The sequence below is a fragment of the Ruegeria sp. SAZD013 genome, assembly GCF_059612525.1.
Window position 1 is genome coordinate 1004019 of sequence record NZ_JBXWQT010000020.1, and the last position, 15285, is coordinate 1019303.

Annotated in this window: 13 protein-coding genes; 10 read left to right on the plus strand and 3 right to left on the minus strand. The window is 58.5% G+C overall.

Annotated elements, in window-relative coordinates; translation table 11 throughout:
* Positions 1–26: 26 nt before the first annotated feature.
* The 3 genes from AC2FLU_RS11265 to mdoH are packed head-to-tail and all read left to right on the plus strand — an operon-like array spanning position 27 to position 4608.
* The gene (locus AC2FLU_RS11265) at positions 27–1244 is read left to right on the plus strand and encodes an OpgC family protein (protein ID WP_480517648.1); all 1218 of its coding nucleotides are present in this window, start codon (positions 27–29) and stop codon (positions 1242–1244) included.
* A complete protein-coding gene (locus AC2FLU_RS11270) occupies positions 1241–2740 on the plus strand; it encodes an OpgD/OpgG family glucan biosynthesis protein (protein WP_496808643.1) in 1500 nt (499 codons plus the stop codon). The genes AC2FLU_RS11265 and AC2FLU_RS11270 overlap by 4 nt, the downstream gene beginning before the upstream one ends.
* On the plus strand, positions 2737–4608 hold the full coding sequence (gene mdoH / locus AC2FLU_RS11275) for a glucans biosynthesis glucosyltransferase MdoH (protein WP_496811986.1): 1872 nt from the start codon (positions 2737–2739) through the stop codon (positions 4606–4608). Before AC2FLU_RS11270 ends, mdoH begins: the two co-directional genes overlap by 4 nt.
* Here mdoH and AC2FLU_RS11280 read toward each other — a convergent pair whose 3' ends face one another.
* Together AC2FLU_RS11280 and AC2FLU_RS11285 are read right to left on the minus strand one after the other, a co-directional pair.
* Entirely contained in the window at positions 4609–5433 is an 825-nt protein-coding gene (locus tag AC2FLU_RS11280) for a CE1 family esterase (RefSeq protein ID WP_496808642.1), read from the minus strand. It lies immediately after the preceding gene.
* Positions 5430–5903 carry a rhodanese-like domain-containing protein gene (locus AC2FLU_RS11285; RefSeq protein ID WP_496808641.1) on the minus strand — a complete coding sequence of 158 codons (474 nt, stop codon included), beginning with the start codon at positions 5901–5903 and terminating at the stop codon, positions 5430–5432. The genes AC2FLU_RS11280 and AC2FLU_RS11285 overlap by 4 nt, the downstream gene beginning before the upstream one ends.
* A 222-nt stretch (positions 5904–6125) precedes the next feature.
* Between AC2FLU_RS11285 and AC2FLU_RS11290 the strand changes: the two genes are divergently transcribed.
* The 7 genes from AC2FLU_RS11290 to selD are packed head-to-tail and all read left to right on the plus strand — an operon-like array spanning position 6126 to position 14218.
* Positions 6126–8996, plus strand: a complete 2871-nt coding sequence (locus AC2FLU_RS11290; protein WP_480473520.1) for a monovalent cation/H+ antiporter subunit A — start codon at positions 6126–6128, stop codon at positions 8994–8996.
* Complete coding sequence (locus AC2FLU_RS11295) at positions 8996–9355, plus strand: Na+/H+ antiporter subunit C (RefSeq protein WP_209503290.1); 360 nt, start codon at positions 8996–8998, stop codon at positions 9353–9355. Before AC2FLU_RS11290 ends, AC2FLU_RS11295 begins: the two co-directional genes overlap by 1 nt.
* The gene (locus AC2FLU_RS11300) at positions 9352–10896 is read left to right on the plus strand and encodes a monovalent cation/H+ antiporter subunit D (protein ID WP_480473522.1); all 1545 of its coding nucleotides are present in this window, start codon (positions 9352–9354) and stop codon (positions 10894–10896) included. Before AC2FLU_RS11295 ends, AC2FLU_RS11300 begins: the two co-directional genes overlap by 4 nt.
* Positions 10896–11393, plus strand: a complete 498-nt coding sequence (locus AC2FLU_RS11305) for a Na+/H+ antiporter subunit E (RefSeq protein ID WP_480473523.1) — start codon at positions 10896–10898, stop codon at positions 11391–11393. The genes AC2FLU_RS11300 and AC2FLU_RS11305 overlap by 1 nt, the downstream gene beginning before the upstream one ends.
* Positions 11390–11659 (plus strand): K+/H+ antiporter subunit F, encoded by a 270-nt coding sequence (locus AC2FLU_RS11310; RefSeq protein WP_209503286.1) that lies wholly within the window; start codon positions 11390–11392, stop codon positions 11657–11659. Before AC2FLU_RS11305 ends, AC2FLU_RS11310 begins: the two co-directional genes overlap by 4 nt.
* Before the next feature lie 7 nt (positions 11660–11666).
* Entirely contained in the window at positions 11667–12053 is a 387-nt protein-coding gene (locus AC2FLU_RS11315; protein WP_480473524.1) for a Na+/H+ antiporter subunit G, read from the plus strand.
* A 5-nt stretch (positions 12054–12058) separates the two neighbouring features.
* Positions 12059–14218, plus strand: a complete 2160-nt coding sequence (gene selD / locus AC2FLU_RS11320) for a selenide, water dikinase SelD (protein ID WP_496811979.1) — start codon at positions 12059–12061, stop codon at positions 14216–14218.
* On the opposite strand, the gene mnmH is transcribed toward selD, so the two are convergent.
* Positions 14209–15261: a tRNA 2-selenouridine(34) synthase MnmH gene (mnmH, locus tag AC2FLU_RS11325; RefSeq protein WP_496811980.1), complete on the minus strand. Its 1053-nt coding sequence runs from the start codon at positions 15259–15261 to the stop codon at positions 14209–14211. The two genes, selD and mnmH, sit on opposite strands and share 10 nt — an antisense overlap.
* Positions 15262–15285: the final 24 nt, after the last annotated feature.

Genomic DNA, 15285 nt, shown 5'->3' on the forward strand with positions numbered 1-15285 from the left:
AGACGACCAAGAAGGACAGAGACCGTATGGCGACCATATCGCCCGCTGCTGATTTTGCACCCGTCGCGGCCTCGGCTGCGACCCCCGCCCGCACGCGTGACCCGCGACTGGATTTCTATCGCGGCATCGCGATGTTCATCATCCTGATTGCCCACATTCCCAATGATCCCTGGGCGAATTGGATCCCGGCGCGCTTTGGGTACTCAGATGCAACCGAGATCTTCGTGTTCTGTTCGGGCATGGCCTCGGCCATCGCCTTTGGCGGGGCGTTCCTGTACAAGGGCTGGTGGATGGGCACAGCCCGTGTGGCCTATCGCATCTGGCAGGTTTATTGGGCCCATATTGCCCTGTTCTTCTTTGTTGCCATGACAATGGCAGCGCTGGACCTGACCGGCGCGTTCGAGAAAACCTATGTCTCGTCGCTGAACCTTCAGCATTTCTTCGATGATCCCGCCCCGCAGATGGTGGGGCTCTTCACGCTGACTTATGTACCGAACTACTTTGACATCTTGCCGATGTATCTGGTGGTACTGGCGCTGATGCCGCTCTACATCGCGCTATACCGTATCAGTTTCTGGCTGATGGCTGCTGCATCTGTGGCGATCTGGTGTGTCACCCAGACCGGCGCGCTGGCCCTTCCGGCCGAGCCGTGGTCGGATCGGCAATGGTTTTTCAACCCGTTTGGCTGGCAATTGCTGTTCTTCACCGGATTTGCCTTGATGCGCGGCTGGATTCCCGCTCCACCGGTATCGAAATCTCTGGTCTGGGCGGCTGCCTTGTTCCTGATCCTGTCAGCTCCGTTTGGATCTTGGAAGGTCTTCCTCTGGGTCAATACCGCTGCGCCTGAGTTGGGCGCTGCGATCCGAAAGATCTGGCCACTGACTGACGAATTGCGCGACAAAACCGAGTTTGGCGCGCTGCGATATGTCCATTTTCTGTCATTGGCCTATCTGGGTTGGGCTGCGGCAGGCGAACATGGTCACCGCCTGATTGCGACGGGTCACAGCATGGGCGCGCGCGTCTGGCAGTTCCTGTTGACAGTCATCACCAAAGTCGGTCAGCAATCCCTTGCAGTCTTTGTATTTTCCATGGCGGCAGCACGACTTATCGGCGTTGCCCTTGATCAGACTGGGCGGGATGTTGCCACCGTCTTTGTCGCCAACATGATTGGCTTTGCCATGATCATTGGCGTGGCTTATCTGGCATCTTGGTTCAAGTCTCAACCCTGGAAATTGAAGAGATGAATTTAACCCGTCGCGCATTCCTCGTCTCGACGACAGCCTTGGCCTTTGCCCCATCGGCCTATGCATCCGGGGGCGCAGTCCCCTTTGACCGCGACCACGTGGTCGAATTGGCCCGCGACCTGGCCAACCGCCCTTATGCGGAACGTGAAATGGTTCCTCAGGAATGGCAGAATCTGACTTACGAACAGTATCGCTCGATCCGATTCCGACTGGACCGGGCTTTGTGGTACGAGACCGAAACACCATTCAACGTCGATTTCTTCACACCGGGCCTGTATTTCCCCCGGACCGTCAAGGTGGAAACGGTCGAAAATGGCATGACCACACCGGTCGTTTTCGATCTGGGGATGTTCGAGAAATCTGAAGATGTGCCGCAATTGCCCATCGACGAGACTCTGGGCTTTTCAGGCCTGCGCCTTCGGACCGAGATGCACCGCCCCGGCAAGACGGATGAATTCTGCGTCTGGCAGGGTGCCAGCTATTTCCGCGCTATCGGTCTGGACGAGGTCTACGGTTTGTCAGCACGCGGTCTGGCCCTGAAAACAGGCGAACCGGATGGTGAGGAATTTCCTGAATTCATCCGTTTCTGGCTGGAACGCCCCAAACCCGGCCATCGCAATATGGTCGTCCATGCGTTGATGGACAGTCCCAGCGTGACTGGCGCCTATCGCTTCAATGTCACGGCGGGGGCAGATTGCGTTATCGATGTCGAGGCCACGCTGTTTCCCCGCGAAGACCTGCCTCATGTGGGTATCGCGCCGGGCACCTCGATGTTCCTGTTCGACCAGACCAACCACAGCCGGTTTGACGATTTCCGCCCTGCCGTCCATGACAGCGACGGGCTGTTGATCCGCAATGGCGCGGGCGAGGTGTTGTGGCGTCCGCTGGCCAACCCGACCCGCCTGCAAATATCTTCCTTCGTTGACGAGAACCCACGCGGCTTCGGGCTGATGCAGCGCAAGCGCGAGTTTTCGGACTATGCCGACCTTGAGGCGAATTATCACAAACGCCCGGGCCTGTGGGTCGAGCCTCAGAATGACTGGGGCAAAGGCACCGTTACTTTGGTCGAAATACCGGCAGATCAGGAAATCTACGACAACATCGTCGCCTATTGGCGCCCGGCAGAACCCTATGCGGCAGGCAGTCGGGTTGACCTGTCCTATCGTCTGATCTGGGGTGAGGAGCCTCAACGCACTCCGATGCTACGGGTGACCAACACCGCCATGGGCGAAAACACCTTCGGTGAGGGGCGTTTGGCCGTCATCGATTTCGAAGGCAGCGATTTGTTCGATGATATCGAGGCGATCAGTGTCTTCGTGGATTCCCCTCATGCCGAAACCTCGGACGGTGTTCTGCAACGCAACCCGGATACGGGTGGATTGCGTCTGGCGTTTTCGTTCCAGCCTGATGGGCGCGATCATGTCGAATTGCGCGCGCAACTGCTGAAAGACAAACAGCCCGCCTCTGAGGTGTGGCTTTACCGATGGACCATATGAACCGCGATCTGCATATCATGCCGCCTGAAGCACCTCTGGCGATGCCCGCGCAGAATTTCAGCGTGGGGTTCCACGATGCCGATGCCCCGTCGGGCCCAGACACAGGCGCGACTGGATTTTGGCGCGCGCTTGCGTTTTCACCGGCGATGGTGGCGACATTGGGCCTGCTGTGGATCATGAGCGACTGGTTCAGCGCCCAGGGGATCAATCTGATCGAGGGCATCCTGTTGGCGCTTATCTCGTTCAACTTCTTCTGGATTTCGTTCACGGTCTGCACCGTTCTGCTGGGTATGGTTTCGCTGTCGCGACAGGATCGCCCGCAGCGCAAGCGCACAGCACAGCCCCTGCGCGTGGCCCTTTTGACACCGGTATACAACGAAGTGCCATGGAACGTACTGGGCAACGCCCGCACCATGCTTGAAGATTTGCAGGCACGCGGAGGGCAGCATCACTATGCCATGTTCATCCTGTCCGACACACGCGACCCTGAAATCGCGGCGCAGGAACAAGCCAGCGTCGAAGCCCTGCGCACCACGCTCGCCCCGGGGCTGGAGTTGTATTACCGCCGCCGCGAGCAGAACACCGACCGCAAGGTGGGTAACATCGCCGACTGGGTCAGTCGTTGGGGCGCAGACTGGGACGCGATGCTGGTTCTGGATGCGGACAGCCTTATGACCGGTCGCGCCATACATCGACTAACCGATGCGCTGGCGCGTGATCCCGGTGCCGGGCTGATCCAGAGCTATCCGCAACTGATCGGCGCGCAATCGGTATTTGCCCGGATGCAACAATTCGCCAATGGGGTCTATGGCATCGCCTTTGCCGAAGGGTTGGCGCGCTGGTGCGGGCAAGAGGGCAATTATTGGGGCCACAACGCCATAATCCGCACCAAGGCTTTCGCCACCAGTGCCGGACTGCCCAAGCTGCGTGCGTTCAACGGTCAGGACAAGCTGATCATGAGCCATGATTTCGTCGAGGCTGGATTGCTGCGCCGTGCCGGATGGGCGGTGCGGTTCCTGCCGCGCATTCGGGGATCTTACGAGGAAACGCCCCCCACACTGATTGATCATGCGATGCGGGATCGGCGTTGGTGCCAGGGCAACCTGCAACACCTGAAACTTCTGGGCTCGACTGGATTCCGGGCCGTCTCGCGTTTTCACATGTTCCACGGTGCCGTAGGATACCTGATGTCACCGCTGTGGTTTGCGCTGCTGTTGATGTGGGCACTGATCGGTCAGGGCAAAGACGCCTCTGTCCTGCATTACTTCAGCCCCGATAATCCGCTGTTCCCGCAATGGCCGGAAATGTCGGAAACCCGGCACGTTCTGATCATTCTCGTGATGTATGCAATGCTGCTGGCACCCAAGGTGCTGGGAGTTCTGGCTTTGCCGCTAAGCGGTGTGCGCTACTCCGAATTCGGAGGCGGCCTCAAGTTCCTGACCTCGTTTCTGGCCGAGGTCATTCTGTCGATCCTGTATGCACCGATCCTGATGGTGCAACAGATGATCGCCGTTTTCCGGACAGCGCTTGGCATTCAGCGGGGCTGGTCGCCGCAAGCACGCGACGGTAGCAGTTACGGATTGCGCACGCTGATCCTGTGTCACGCATTGGAAACCGTCAGTGGCATAGCCTTGAGTGTTGGTATCCTGTCCGGGCTGGTCTCGATCTGGCTGGCTCCGATTGCCATCAGTCTCGCACTTGCCATTCCGCTATCGGCACTCAGCGGTGTTTCGGCCGGTGCCGCACGCCGGATGGTCGGAATGCGCGAGGATTTCCGCGAACCTGCCATCACCCGGTCGGCCCGCCGTTACCGGGCCGAGCTGAAGCAACTGGTTGAAGGCAAGATCAACATGACCCCGGCAGAGTGATCAGCTGCCGGGAAGCCCTTCGTACCAATCCACGACCATATCAGCCCAACCGGCTGGAACTGTATGACCGCCCGGGAACAAGGCAAACTCCAGCGCGCTGCCTTTGGCACAGGTGGTCCAGCGGCGGCGCATGAAATTCCCCGTTGTGCTAAAGCCGGCTGGTTTGTGATCGACGCAGCCATTTGCCTCGCGCCAGATTTCGAACCCGGCATAGATATCGCCCTGCTGAAATCGGCCACCGCCCAGTACGCGCCCCTCAAGCGGTACCACGTTGTCCGTCCAGCCATGGGTATGAAACATCCGGATCGGACCCTTGCAGGTTTCCGGGTGTGGCCGCCAGAATCCTCCGGACACCGGAACATATGCCGAAAATGTCTCGGGCGCCTTGCAGGCGAGATAGTTGACCATAAAGCCACCAGCCGAAAACCCGCCCAGCATGACCCGGTCCGCATTGATTCCAAACCGGTTTTCCGCGTCCTGAACCACTTCGGACAGAAAGGCGGTTTCATCCCGTTCGCCAAATCCAGGAATAAAGTTCCAGCTTTTTCTGCCGCCCCGGTTGGGCCTTTCCGAACCTTCCGGTGCCATCACAGCATACCCCCGCGCCAGCAGAGGTTCGACCATCCCGCGATTTCGCATCGTGCCCGATCCACTGCCGCCATACCCGTGCAGAAACACCACCAATGGCGGGTTTTCCGCATCGGGCAATTCGATATGATACGCGCCCAAAGAGGTTTCGCAAATTTCCCCCTGATCAGCACAATCCGCCAAGGCCATCTGCGCGGTGAAGGCAAATACTGCTGCCAGGCTGATTTCCCTGATCATCCTGCATCCTCACTGTATTTACGGACCGGTAAACCGGTCCTTACCCATCCCGGCCCGGCCGCCGAGCCCAACATACCCTCGGATACGTCGATGATATTTGTGAATCCGGCTTCAATCAAACGATTGCTGAGGCGCGCGGACCGCACCCCTCGGGCGCAGATCAGCGCCACGGGCGCAGCCTGATCACCGCCTGTCATTTGTGTCAGAACGTCGACGAAATCCTCGCGGCGCATGTCCAGCGGTACCGCGCCCTCGCCTATTCCCGAGGCGCGCCACTCGCGCGGTGTGCGGATATCAACCAGCAGAACGCGCCCGTCCGCGGCCTGCTCATGGGCGTCGGCCACACTGATCCGGCCACCGCTGTGATCTTCAGGGATCAGTCTGTATTGCCTGATCGCAAACCCGGCAGCAATCGCGGCACCGCCACCAATCAATAGCCACCGTCGGGATCGGTTCGTTTTTTCGGCCACGCCTCAGCCTCCTGTTCGCTGATGCTGGTTCTAGCACAACCACACAGCAAGTTGCGCGGTGAAACACAGCTCGCAGATCAAGATCGCGTCATTAATGCGCAGCGCCGCCAATGCCTTGGTGATCCGTTGGAGCCCGGCAAAAAAGTTGCCATCTCTGGACAGTCGGCAAAATATCCTTACAAAATTGACCTCACCCTGACCGCCCAGACCGGAGTATCGCACTTGTCCCTATTCCTTATTGCGGCCCTTCCCTTCCTTGGTGCTGTATTTCCCGCACTGCTGATCCGCGCGGGCCGAAATGCCGCCGCATCCGCAGCCGGGTTGACCACATTTCTGGCCCTGATGGGGCTGCTGATCCACATCCCTTCGGTCATGCGCGGAGACGTCGTGACTGCCCGGTTTGACTGGATACCGAGGTTGGGCCTGAACGCGAATTTCATGCTGGACGGGCTGGGATTTCTTTTCGCCTTGCTGATCCTCGGCATTGGATTGCTCATCATTCTCTACGCACGGTTTTACCTGTCGCGCGAAGACCCGATGGGGCAGTTCTATACCTACCTGCTGCTATTTCAGGGGGCGATGGTTGGTATTGTCCTGTCCGACAATATCCTACTTTTGATTGTTTTCTGGGAACTTACATCGCTCAGCTCATTCCTGCTAATCGGCTATTGGAAACATCTGCCCGATGGCCGACAGGGCGCGCGCATGGCTTTGGCCGTCACCGGCTCGGGTGGGTTGGCGATGATCGCCGGGATGCTGATCCTCGGCAATATCGTTGGGTCCTATGACCTGAGTGTCATTTTGCAGAGCAAGGAACTGATTCAGGCGTCCCCCTACTACCTGCCGGCGTTGATCCTGATCCTGTTGGGCGCTTTCACCAAGTCGGCACAGTTCCCGTTTCACTTCTGGCTGCCGCATGCGATGGCCGCACCGACACCGGTTTCCGCCTATTTGCACTCGGCCACCATGGTGAAAGCCGGTCTGTTCCTGATGGCGCGGATGTGGCCGGTTCTGGCAGGAACAGATGCCTGGTTCTACATCGTGGCCACGACTGGTCTGATCACCATGCTGCTGGGTGCGGTCATCGCGCTGTTCAAGGATGATCTAAAGGCGCTGCTGGCCTTTTCGACCGTATCCCATCTGGGCCTGATCACCATGCTGCTGGGCTTTGGCACCAAAATTGCCGCCGTGGCCGCCATTTTCCACATCATCAACCATGCGACCTTCAAGGCTGCCCTGTTCATGACCGCCGGGATCGTGGATCACGAGACCGGTACGCGGAACCTGAAACGGTTGGGCGGTCTGCGCCACCTGATGCCGATCACCTTTACCATCGGCACCATCGCGGCCCTGTCCATGGCGGGTCTGCCGCCGCTGAACGGCTTTTTGTCGAAAGAGATGATGCTGGAAGAGACCGTCCATACCACCTGGTTGCATTCACATTATCTGGTTCCGGGACTGGCACTTTTGGCAGCGCTGTTTTCGGCCGCTTATTCTTTCCGATTCGTCAGCCATGTTTTCCTTGGACCCCAGCGAGACGATTATCCCGCCCATCCGCATGACCCGCCTGTCGGGCTGTGGCTGGCACCCGCATTGCTGGTGGTGCTGGTCGTCCTGATCGGTCTGAATTCCGCAGTAATCGTTGGCCCCCTGATCGCCGTGGTTTCCAGCGCGGTAATTGGCGGAGAGAAGCTGCCGTATTACTCGCTCAAACTGTGGCATGGCTTCACGCCTGCACTTTACATGTCGGTTGTTGCGACGTTGGGCGGCCTGTTCCTGCTGGCAATGCACAAACGCGGCGAGCAGGTCTGGAATGCCCTGCCCCGACCCGAGGCCAAGGTGATCTTTGAGGCAATCATCGACGCGCTGACCAGGTTAAGCCGCTGGATAACCGATGAAATGCATAACGGTGTTCTCAGCCGCTATGCGGTCATCTTCGTCGCCTTCACTGTAGGCCTTGGTTATTACGCCTATTCGACAGGCACCATCGGTGTGGAAACACGCGTTCCGCTGCCAGCGCAGATCATTCCGATCATCGGCTGGATCTGTTTGGTGGGCGCGACGCTTGGTATCATGTGGTTCCACCGGAACCGCCTGTTGTCGCTGGTTTTGATCGGTGTCGTGGGCCTGATCGTTTCCATCGCGTTCAACTATCTTTCAGCTCCTGACCTTGCCTTGACGCAAATCTCGGTCGAGGTGGTAACGATGATCTTGTTGCTGCTGTCGCTGAACTTCCTGCCGACCGAGACGCCGTGGGACAGCAGCGCGGCGCGGCGATGGCGGGATGCCGCGATTTCCGTCGTTGCCGGTCTTGGCACCGGCGCGCTGGTCTACGCGATGATGATGCGCGATTTTGCATTTCCAACGATTTCAGAATTCCATCTGGCCAATTCCTATAAGGGTGGTGGCGGCACCAATGTTGTCAACGTGATCCTGGTCGACTTCCGGGGTTTTGATACGTTTGGCGAGATCATCGTGCTGGGCATTGCCGCGCTGATTATCTTTGCGCTGACGGAATCCGTGCTAAGCACCAATGTCCGCAGTTACCTGCTGAATCGCAAACCGCATTGGCCTCAATCCGGTGATTCACATCCGCTGATGATGGTTGTGGCGACCCGCGTGATGATGCCAATTGCGCTGATGGTCGGGGCTTATATTTTCTTCCGTGGGCACAACCAGCCAGGCGGCGGTTTTATCGCCGGGCTGATCGTCGCCATCGCCTATCTGATGCAATACATGGCCAGCGGCTATACCTGGGCGATTGAGCGGCAGCGGTTTTATTACCATGGCACCATTGGCTGGGGCGTCCTGATCGCCGCAGCCACGGGTCTGGGGGCCTGGTTTAATGAACGCCCCTTCTTGACCAGTGATTTCGGCTATCTCCACTGGCCGCCACTTGAGGAATTCGAATGGGCCACCGCCATGCTGTTTGACACGGGCGTGTTCCTTGCGGTTCTGGGCGCGGTAATGCTGGCGCTCGACAGCCTGTCCCGCTTTGCATGGCAACCCGGAATGGCACAGGAATTTCCGATGGATATCAACCCTCTGCGGGACTCTCCACCGGAACAAGAACAAGAGAAGGAGCAGGCCTGATGGAAGCGCTCGTAGCCTCTGCCGTCGGTATCTTGACCGCTGCCGGAATATTCCTGATCCTGCGCCGCCGGACGTTCCCTGTTATTCTGGGCCTGTCGCTGATTACTTACGCGGTCAACGTGTTCCTGTTCGCGACCGGGCGCCTTGCGCTGAACGCCCCCCCGGTTCTGAACAAATACAAGGACGTCGCTTATACCGATCCTCTGCCACAGGCGCTGGTGCTGACCGCAATTGTGATTTCCTTTGGGATGACCGCGGTGATCGTGATGATCTCGCTCAGCGCGTACCTGTCCTCCAAGGATGACCATATCGACATGACAGCGCAGGACAGCGTAGATGCAGCAGGAGAAGACGCATGAACCACTGGATCGTTGCGCCGATCGTCCTGCCCGCGATCCTGGCTCCGTTTAACATCATGGTCCTGCGATACCATCTGGATTTGCAGCGCATCTTTTCGGTTGCCGGTGTTGTAGCCCTGTTGGGTATCGCCTTGACGATCACGGCACAGGCCTCGGGCGGAGATATTCAGGTATACGAGCTTGGCAACTGGCCTGCCCCGTTTGGCATTGTCATGGTGCTGGATCGAATGTCAGCCATGATGGTTTTGCTGACAGCTCTGCTTGCCCTGCCGATTGTGCTTTACGCCATTGCAACAGGCTGGGACAACCGGGGCAAGCATTTCCACGCCCTGTTCCATTTTCAGCTTATGGGTGTCTGCGGCGCTTTCCTGACCGGAGATGCCTTTAACCTTTTCGTGTTTTTCGAAGTTCTGCTGATCGCCTCTTATGGCCTGATGACCCATGGTGGCGGTGCGGTGCGGTTGAAGGCGGGTGTGCAATATGTCGCTTACAACCTGTTGGGATCGACTTTGTTCCTGTTTGCTTTGGGCACGATCTATGGCGTGACTGGGACACTGAACATGGCAGATATCGCCTTACGGGTAGCAGAAATCCCGGCCGAGGATACGGCATTGCTGCGGGTTGGCGCGGTTCTTTTGCTGCTGGTCTTTTGCATCAAGGCCGCCGTTCTGCCCCTGCATTTCTGGCTACCTGCCAGCTACGCCAATGCGCCAATGCCCGTCGCGGCCCTGTTTGCAATCATGACCAAGGTCGGGGCTTATTCGATTCTGCGGATGTTCACACTGGCCTTTGGCCCCGATGTCGCCGCAACACAGGGACTGGTGGGTGCGTGGTTGCAACCTGCTGCACTTGTCACTTTGGCTGTCGGGGCTATCGGCATTCTGGGGTCAAAACACATCGCCCGCATGGTGGCGTTCTGCGCGATTGCATCCATGGGCACCCTTTTGATCGCAATCTCGCAATTCACGCCTGATGCAACAGCCGCGGCACTGTACTATGTGTTCCATTCGACACTGGCGACAGCCCTGCTATTCCTGGTTGCCGATCTGGTGATGGCGCGGCGCGGCGGGGCCATCGCACCAACGCCACCCATGCCGCAAAGCGGGCTGGTGTCCGCGCTGTTCTTCGTGGGGGCGATTGCGATGGCGGGGATGCCGCCCTTGTCCGGCTTTATTGGCAAGCTGCTTGTGCTGGACGCCTCGCGCGATGCTTCGGATGCCACGACGGTCTGGGCCGTGATTCTGATCGGCTCGTTCGTCACAATAATCGGGTTGGCCCGAGCCGGAACTTTGATTTTCTGGAAAAGTTACGACACTCAGGCTGTTCCGATAGCTGAGCCAGCGGAAAATGAAGCTGCCCCTGCACCGGTCGCACCTGAACCGCAACCCGGTCTGGCCTTTACTGCCGTGTTTGGCGCCGTAGCCGGCCTGATCCTGCTGACATTGTTCGCGGGTCCTGCGCTGGAATATACAAGCCAAACCGCAGGGCAGCTGTTTATGCCTGAAAACTACATCTCTGCCGTATTGGGAGGGGCCGAGTGATGAAACTGCTACACCGGATTTTTCCGCACCCGCACCTGACCATTTTGTTGACGATCGTCTGGATTCTGCTGGCCAACAGCCCGTCACTGAATTCTCTGGTCTTTGGCCTGATCCTTGGAATCATCATTCCCTTCGTCACACAACCTTACTGGCCCGACAGGCCCAAGCTGCGCAACTGGCCCATGGTCGCCGAATACATGATCGTGGTGCTGTGGGATATTGTCGTTGCAAATATGACGGTGGCCCGGATCGTCCTCTTCAAACGCAATGAAGACCGGCGGCCCAACTGGGTTAGCATTCCGCTGGAGCTTCGGACACCCGAGGCCATAACCGTGCTGGCCGGAACCATCACGATGACGCCCGGCACCGTCAGTTGCGACCTGTCGGCACAGGGGCACAATCTGCTGGTTCATTGCCTGGACGCGCCGAACCCGGATCAGGTGCGCGACGAAATCAAGCAACGCTATGAACGTCGCCTGAAGGAGATTTTCGAATGATCGAATACGCAATCTACTTTGCATTTGCCTGTTTCGGCGCGGCGATCATGATGTGTCTGTGGCGGATCATTACCGCGGACGGCGTTGGGACACGGGTTCTGGCTCTGGATACGATGGTCATCAATACGATTGCCCTGATGATCCTTTATGGCCTGTCGAAAGGGACCGAGATTTTCTTCGAAGCGGCGATGATCATCGCGATGCTGGGTTTTGTCTCAACCGTGGCTTATGCGCGCTTCATGCTGCGCGGCAACATCATCGAATGAGGGCGATATGACATTCCTTGCAGAGCTGCTGATCGCCGTTTTCCTGATAGTCTCGGGTATCTTCGGGTTTGTCGGGTCCTTCGGCATGATCAAGTTGAATGACCCTATGTCGCGCCTTCACGCGCCGACCAAAGCGACAACTTTGGGTGTGGGCGGGGTGTTGCTTGCTTCGATCACCCATTCCGTTCTGCTGGAAGGCAAACTGTCGCTACACGAGCTTCTGATCACGCTGTTTCTATTCCTGACGGCTCCGATCACGGCCCTGTTCATTGCAAAATGGCACATTCACCGTCATGAACTGCCCAGCGACCTGCCCGATGCTGGCGAGGATGAGCTCTGGGCCACCCACGCGGTCGAGCAGGTCGAGGATGTTCCGGACCACAGCGCGAATTAACACAAATGCACACATCTCCGCTGCCCCTGACCCGTGATCTGGTTTTTATTGGCGGCGGCCACACCCATGCCCTGCTGCTGCGCAAATGGGGAATGAACCCGTTGCCCGGCGCGCGGGTAACCGTGATCAACCCCGGCCCCACTGCCCCCTACTCAGGAATGTTGCCCGGATATGTCGCCGGTCATTACGACCGGTGGGAGCTGGATATCGATCTTGTCAGACTGGCCCGTTTCGCAGGTGCACGTGTGATCTTGGGTGCGGTCAGTAGCATCGACACCGAAACACATGAAGTGCACGTCCCCGGGCATCCTCCGGTAGGCTTCGATGTGGCTTCGATCAATGTAGGGATCACATCGGACATGCCCGCCCTGCCGGGCTTTGCGGAACATGCAGTGCCAGCCAAACCGTTGGGACCCTTTGCCGCAAAATGGGCCGAGTATCTAAAGGGTCAAGGGCCGGCCTCGGTCGCTGTGATCGGCGGTGGCGTCGCGGGCGTCGAACTGGTCATGGCGATGGCGCACGCGTTAAAGGCCAGGGGGCGGGCGGCACAGATTACCCTGATCGATAGTGCCTCGGCCCTGACTGCAACCAAACCCAAGGCGGCGGCAACAATCCGGATTGCAATGCATGATCTTGGCGTGGAGGTGATCGAAAACACGGTGATCACCCGGATCGGGCAGGATCACGTGGAACTACAGGACGGGCGCACAATTCCGGCTGGTTTCGTGACCGGTGCCGCCGGAGCCCGCGCCTATGACTGGATCGCAAATACAGGGCTTGACCTTCAGGACGGATACATCCGCGTGAACAGCTACCTGCAATCCAGTGATCCGGCTGTGTTTGCCGCCGGGGATTGCGCCCATCTTTCGGAAAACCCCAGACCGAAGGCTGGCGTCTATGCGGTGCGCGAAGCGCCGGTTTTGTTCGATAATCTGCGAGCAGCGCTCGGCGCGGGACGGATGCGAAAATACACACCGCAAAAAGACTATCTCAAACTGATCTCACTAGGTGGCAAGTCTGCACTGGCCGAGCGTTTGGGAACATCGTTCAGCGGCCCGTTGATGTGGGCCTGGAAGAACCATATCGACCAGAGTTTCATGAAAAAGTTTCGCGACCTGCCGCGAATGACACCGCCCGCCCTGCCACGCGACCGGGCCGCTGGGCTTGATGGGGTTTTGGGTGAAAAGCCCATGTGCGGAGGATGTGGAGCAAAGATCGGGCGCGACGCATTGCAAATCGCCCTGAAATCCCTCCCCGCCCCTACTCGTACCGACGTCACTACCTTGCCCGGCGACGATGCCGCGCTATTGCAAACGGGCGGGGCGCAGCAAGTCATGACGTCCGACCATCTGCGGGCTTTCACCAACGATCCCGCACTGATGACGCGTGTTGCCGCGGTTCACGCCCTAGGGGATATCTGGGCCATGGGGGCCGCGCCTCAGGCGGCCACGGCAACGATCATCCTGCCGCGCATGTCCGCCCCCCTGCAAAGCCGCACAATGTCCGAAGTCATGTCAGTCGCGAGTGACGTCATGCGCGCTGCGGGCGCAGAAATCGTGGGCGGACACAGTTCAATGGGCGATGAGATGACTGTTGGTTTCACGCTGACTGGCCTGTGTGAGGCTACCCCGATTACATTGGCGGGCGGGCAGCCGGGAGATCGCCTGATCCTGACCAAACCCTTGGGAAGCGGAGTTCTGATGGCAGCGGAAATGGCCGGTCTTGCCGAAGGGGCCTGGGTCGCGGCAGCCTACAAACATATGACACAGCCGCAGGGCGATGCAGCCCGCATTTTGGCCAACGCCCATGCGATGACCGACGTGACCGGGTTTGGTCTGGCCGGGCATCTGCAAGGCATCTGCGACGCATCGCATTGCGGCGCCATGCTTGATCTGAACGCTGTAAAGGTGATGGACGGTGCTCTTGCGCTGACGGATCAGGGGGTCCGGTCAACGATTTTTGCTGACAACAGCGCGATTGCGCCCAATCTTCCGTCCGGGGGCAAGGCGGCGCTGCTTTTTGATCCGCAATCAGCCGGGGGCCTGCTGGCCGCCGTGAATGCGAAGGACGCCGAAACTCTTCTGCAAGATCTTCTGGACGCAGGATATCCGGCAATGATCATTGGCCAACTGACCAGCACACCCGGCTTGCGCATTCACAGCTGATCCAGCAGGCTTTCAATTTGCGCGGCCGCGTCGCTCAGCCCCGCATTGTCCAAAGTTGCGATATCGAGATTGGCCAACACCTGTACCGGGCGGGATTGTCGGGATTTGGTGTATGCGGGATCATAATGCTGTTCCATCAACGCCTGTGTCAGCGCTTGTTTTTTATCCGCATCAATCAAGCGCAGCCACCCGTCCACGACCTCATGCCCGCGATGGAACCGCAGCGGTGATAACCGGTCCCGCAATCGGTCACTGTCAGACAGAATGTCGTCATAAGCCCGCACCAGATAGGCCGAACGTGCTTCAATCGAAGCCGTAATGCTCACGCGCGGAGCCTTACACAACGCGTTCCAAAGGCTGGGTGGCAGAATCAAGCTGCCAATTTTGGAGGATTCCGCTTCGACCACGACTGGACGCGCCGGGTCCATTGCGCACAGCGCAGCGGATAGAGCAGATTCAAACCCCTTCTGACTGGGCTGCCCCCCAGGCCTTTCGCCCAGCAAGGACCCGCGATGGTTGGCCAGCGCTTCAAGGTCCAGAACCTGTACACCTCGTGCGTGCAACAGAGCCAAAAGATCGGTTTTTGCGGTGCCGGTGTAGCCGTCCAGCGCGATCAGCCGATGTGGCAAGGGATCATCGTACAAATAAGCGTTCACCAATCGACGGTAGGTACGATAGCCGCCCTCAACAACTTCCGCGCGCCAACCGATTTGCTGCAACATCCATGTGAATGATCCGGAACGCTGTCCACCGCGCCAGCAATAGACCAAGGGGCGCCACGCTCCGTCATGATGGCTGAGGTGGTGTTCGATGTGATTGGCTGCATTGCGGAACACCAAAGCAGCGCCCAGCTTGCGCGCCGGAAAGGGGCTGTCCTGTACATAAATGGTTCCGACCCGGGCGCGTTCCTCGTTGTTCAGCACAGGCAGGTTTATTGCACCCGGTAGATGATCTTCGGCAAACTCGGCAGGGCTGCGAACGTCGATCACGGTATCATACCCGTGCGCGTAAAGTTGGGTCAGGTCAGGAAATTTCAGAGCCATGCCGAAGGTTTAGCTTGCTGCGTT

What these genes read in the sequence shown, in the direction of transcription:
- AC2FLU_RS11315 (WP_480473524.1), top strand. Translation starts at nt 11,667, where the DNA reads ATGACATTCCTTGCAGAGCTGCTGATCGCCGTTTTCCTGATAGTCTCG.
- AC2FLU_RS11305 (WP_480473523.1), top strand. Translation starts at nt 10,896, where the DNA reads ATGAAACTGCTACACCGGATTTTTCCGCACCCGCACCTGACCATTTTG.
- AC2FLU_RS11265 (WP_480517648.1), top strand. Translation starts at nt 27, where the DNA reads ATGGCGACCATATCGCCCGCTGCTGATTTTGCACCCGTCGCGGCCTCG.
- AC2FLU_RS11280 (WP_496808642.1), bottom strand. Translation starts at nt 5,433, where the DNA reads ATGATCAGGGAAATCAGCCTGGCAGCAGTATTTGCCTTCACCGCGCAG.
- AC2FLU_RS11295 (WP_209503290.1), top strand. Translation starts at nt 8,996, where the DNA reads ATGGAAGCGCTCGTAGCCTCTGCCGTCGGTATCTTGACCGCTGCCGGA.
- AC2FLU_RS11300 (WP_480473522.1), top strand. Translation starts at nt 9,352, where the DNA reads ATGAACCACTGGATCGTTGCGCCGATCGTCCTGCCCGCGATCCTGGCT.
- AC2FLU_RS11310 (WP_209503286.1), top strand. Translation starts at nt 11,390, where the DNA reads ATGATCGAATACGCAATCTACTTTGCATTTGCCTGTTTCGGCGCGGCG.
- AC2FLU_RS11270 (WP_496808643.1), top strand. Translation starts at nt 1,241, where the DNA reads ATGAATTTAACCCGTCGCGCATTCCTCGTCTCGACGACAGCCTTGGCC.
- selD (WP_496811979.1), top strand. Translation starts at nt 12,059, where the DNA reads ATGCACACATCTCCGCTGCCCCTGACCCGTGATCTGGTTTTTATTGGC.
- mdoH (WP_496811986.1), top strand. Translation starts at nt 2,737, where the DNA reads ATGAACCGCGATCTGCATATCATGCCGCCTGAAGCACCTCTGGCGATG.
- mnmH (WP_496811980.1), bottom strand. Translation starts at nt 15,261, where the DNA reads ATGGCTCTGAAATTTCCTGACCTGACCCAACTTTACGCGCACGGGTAT.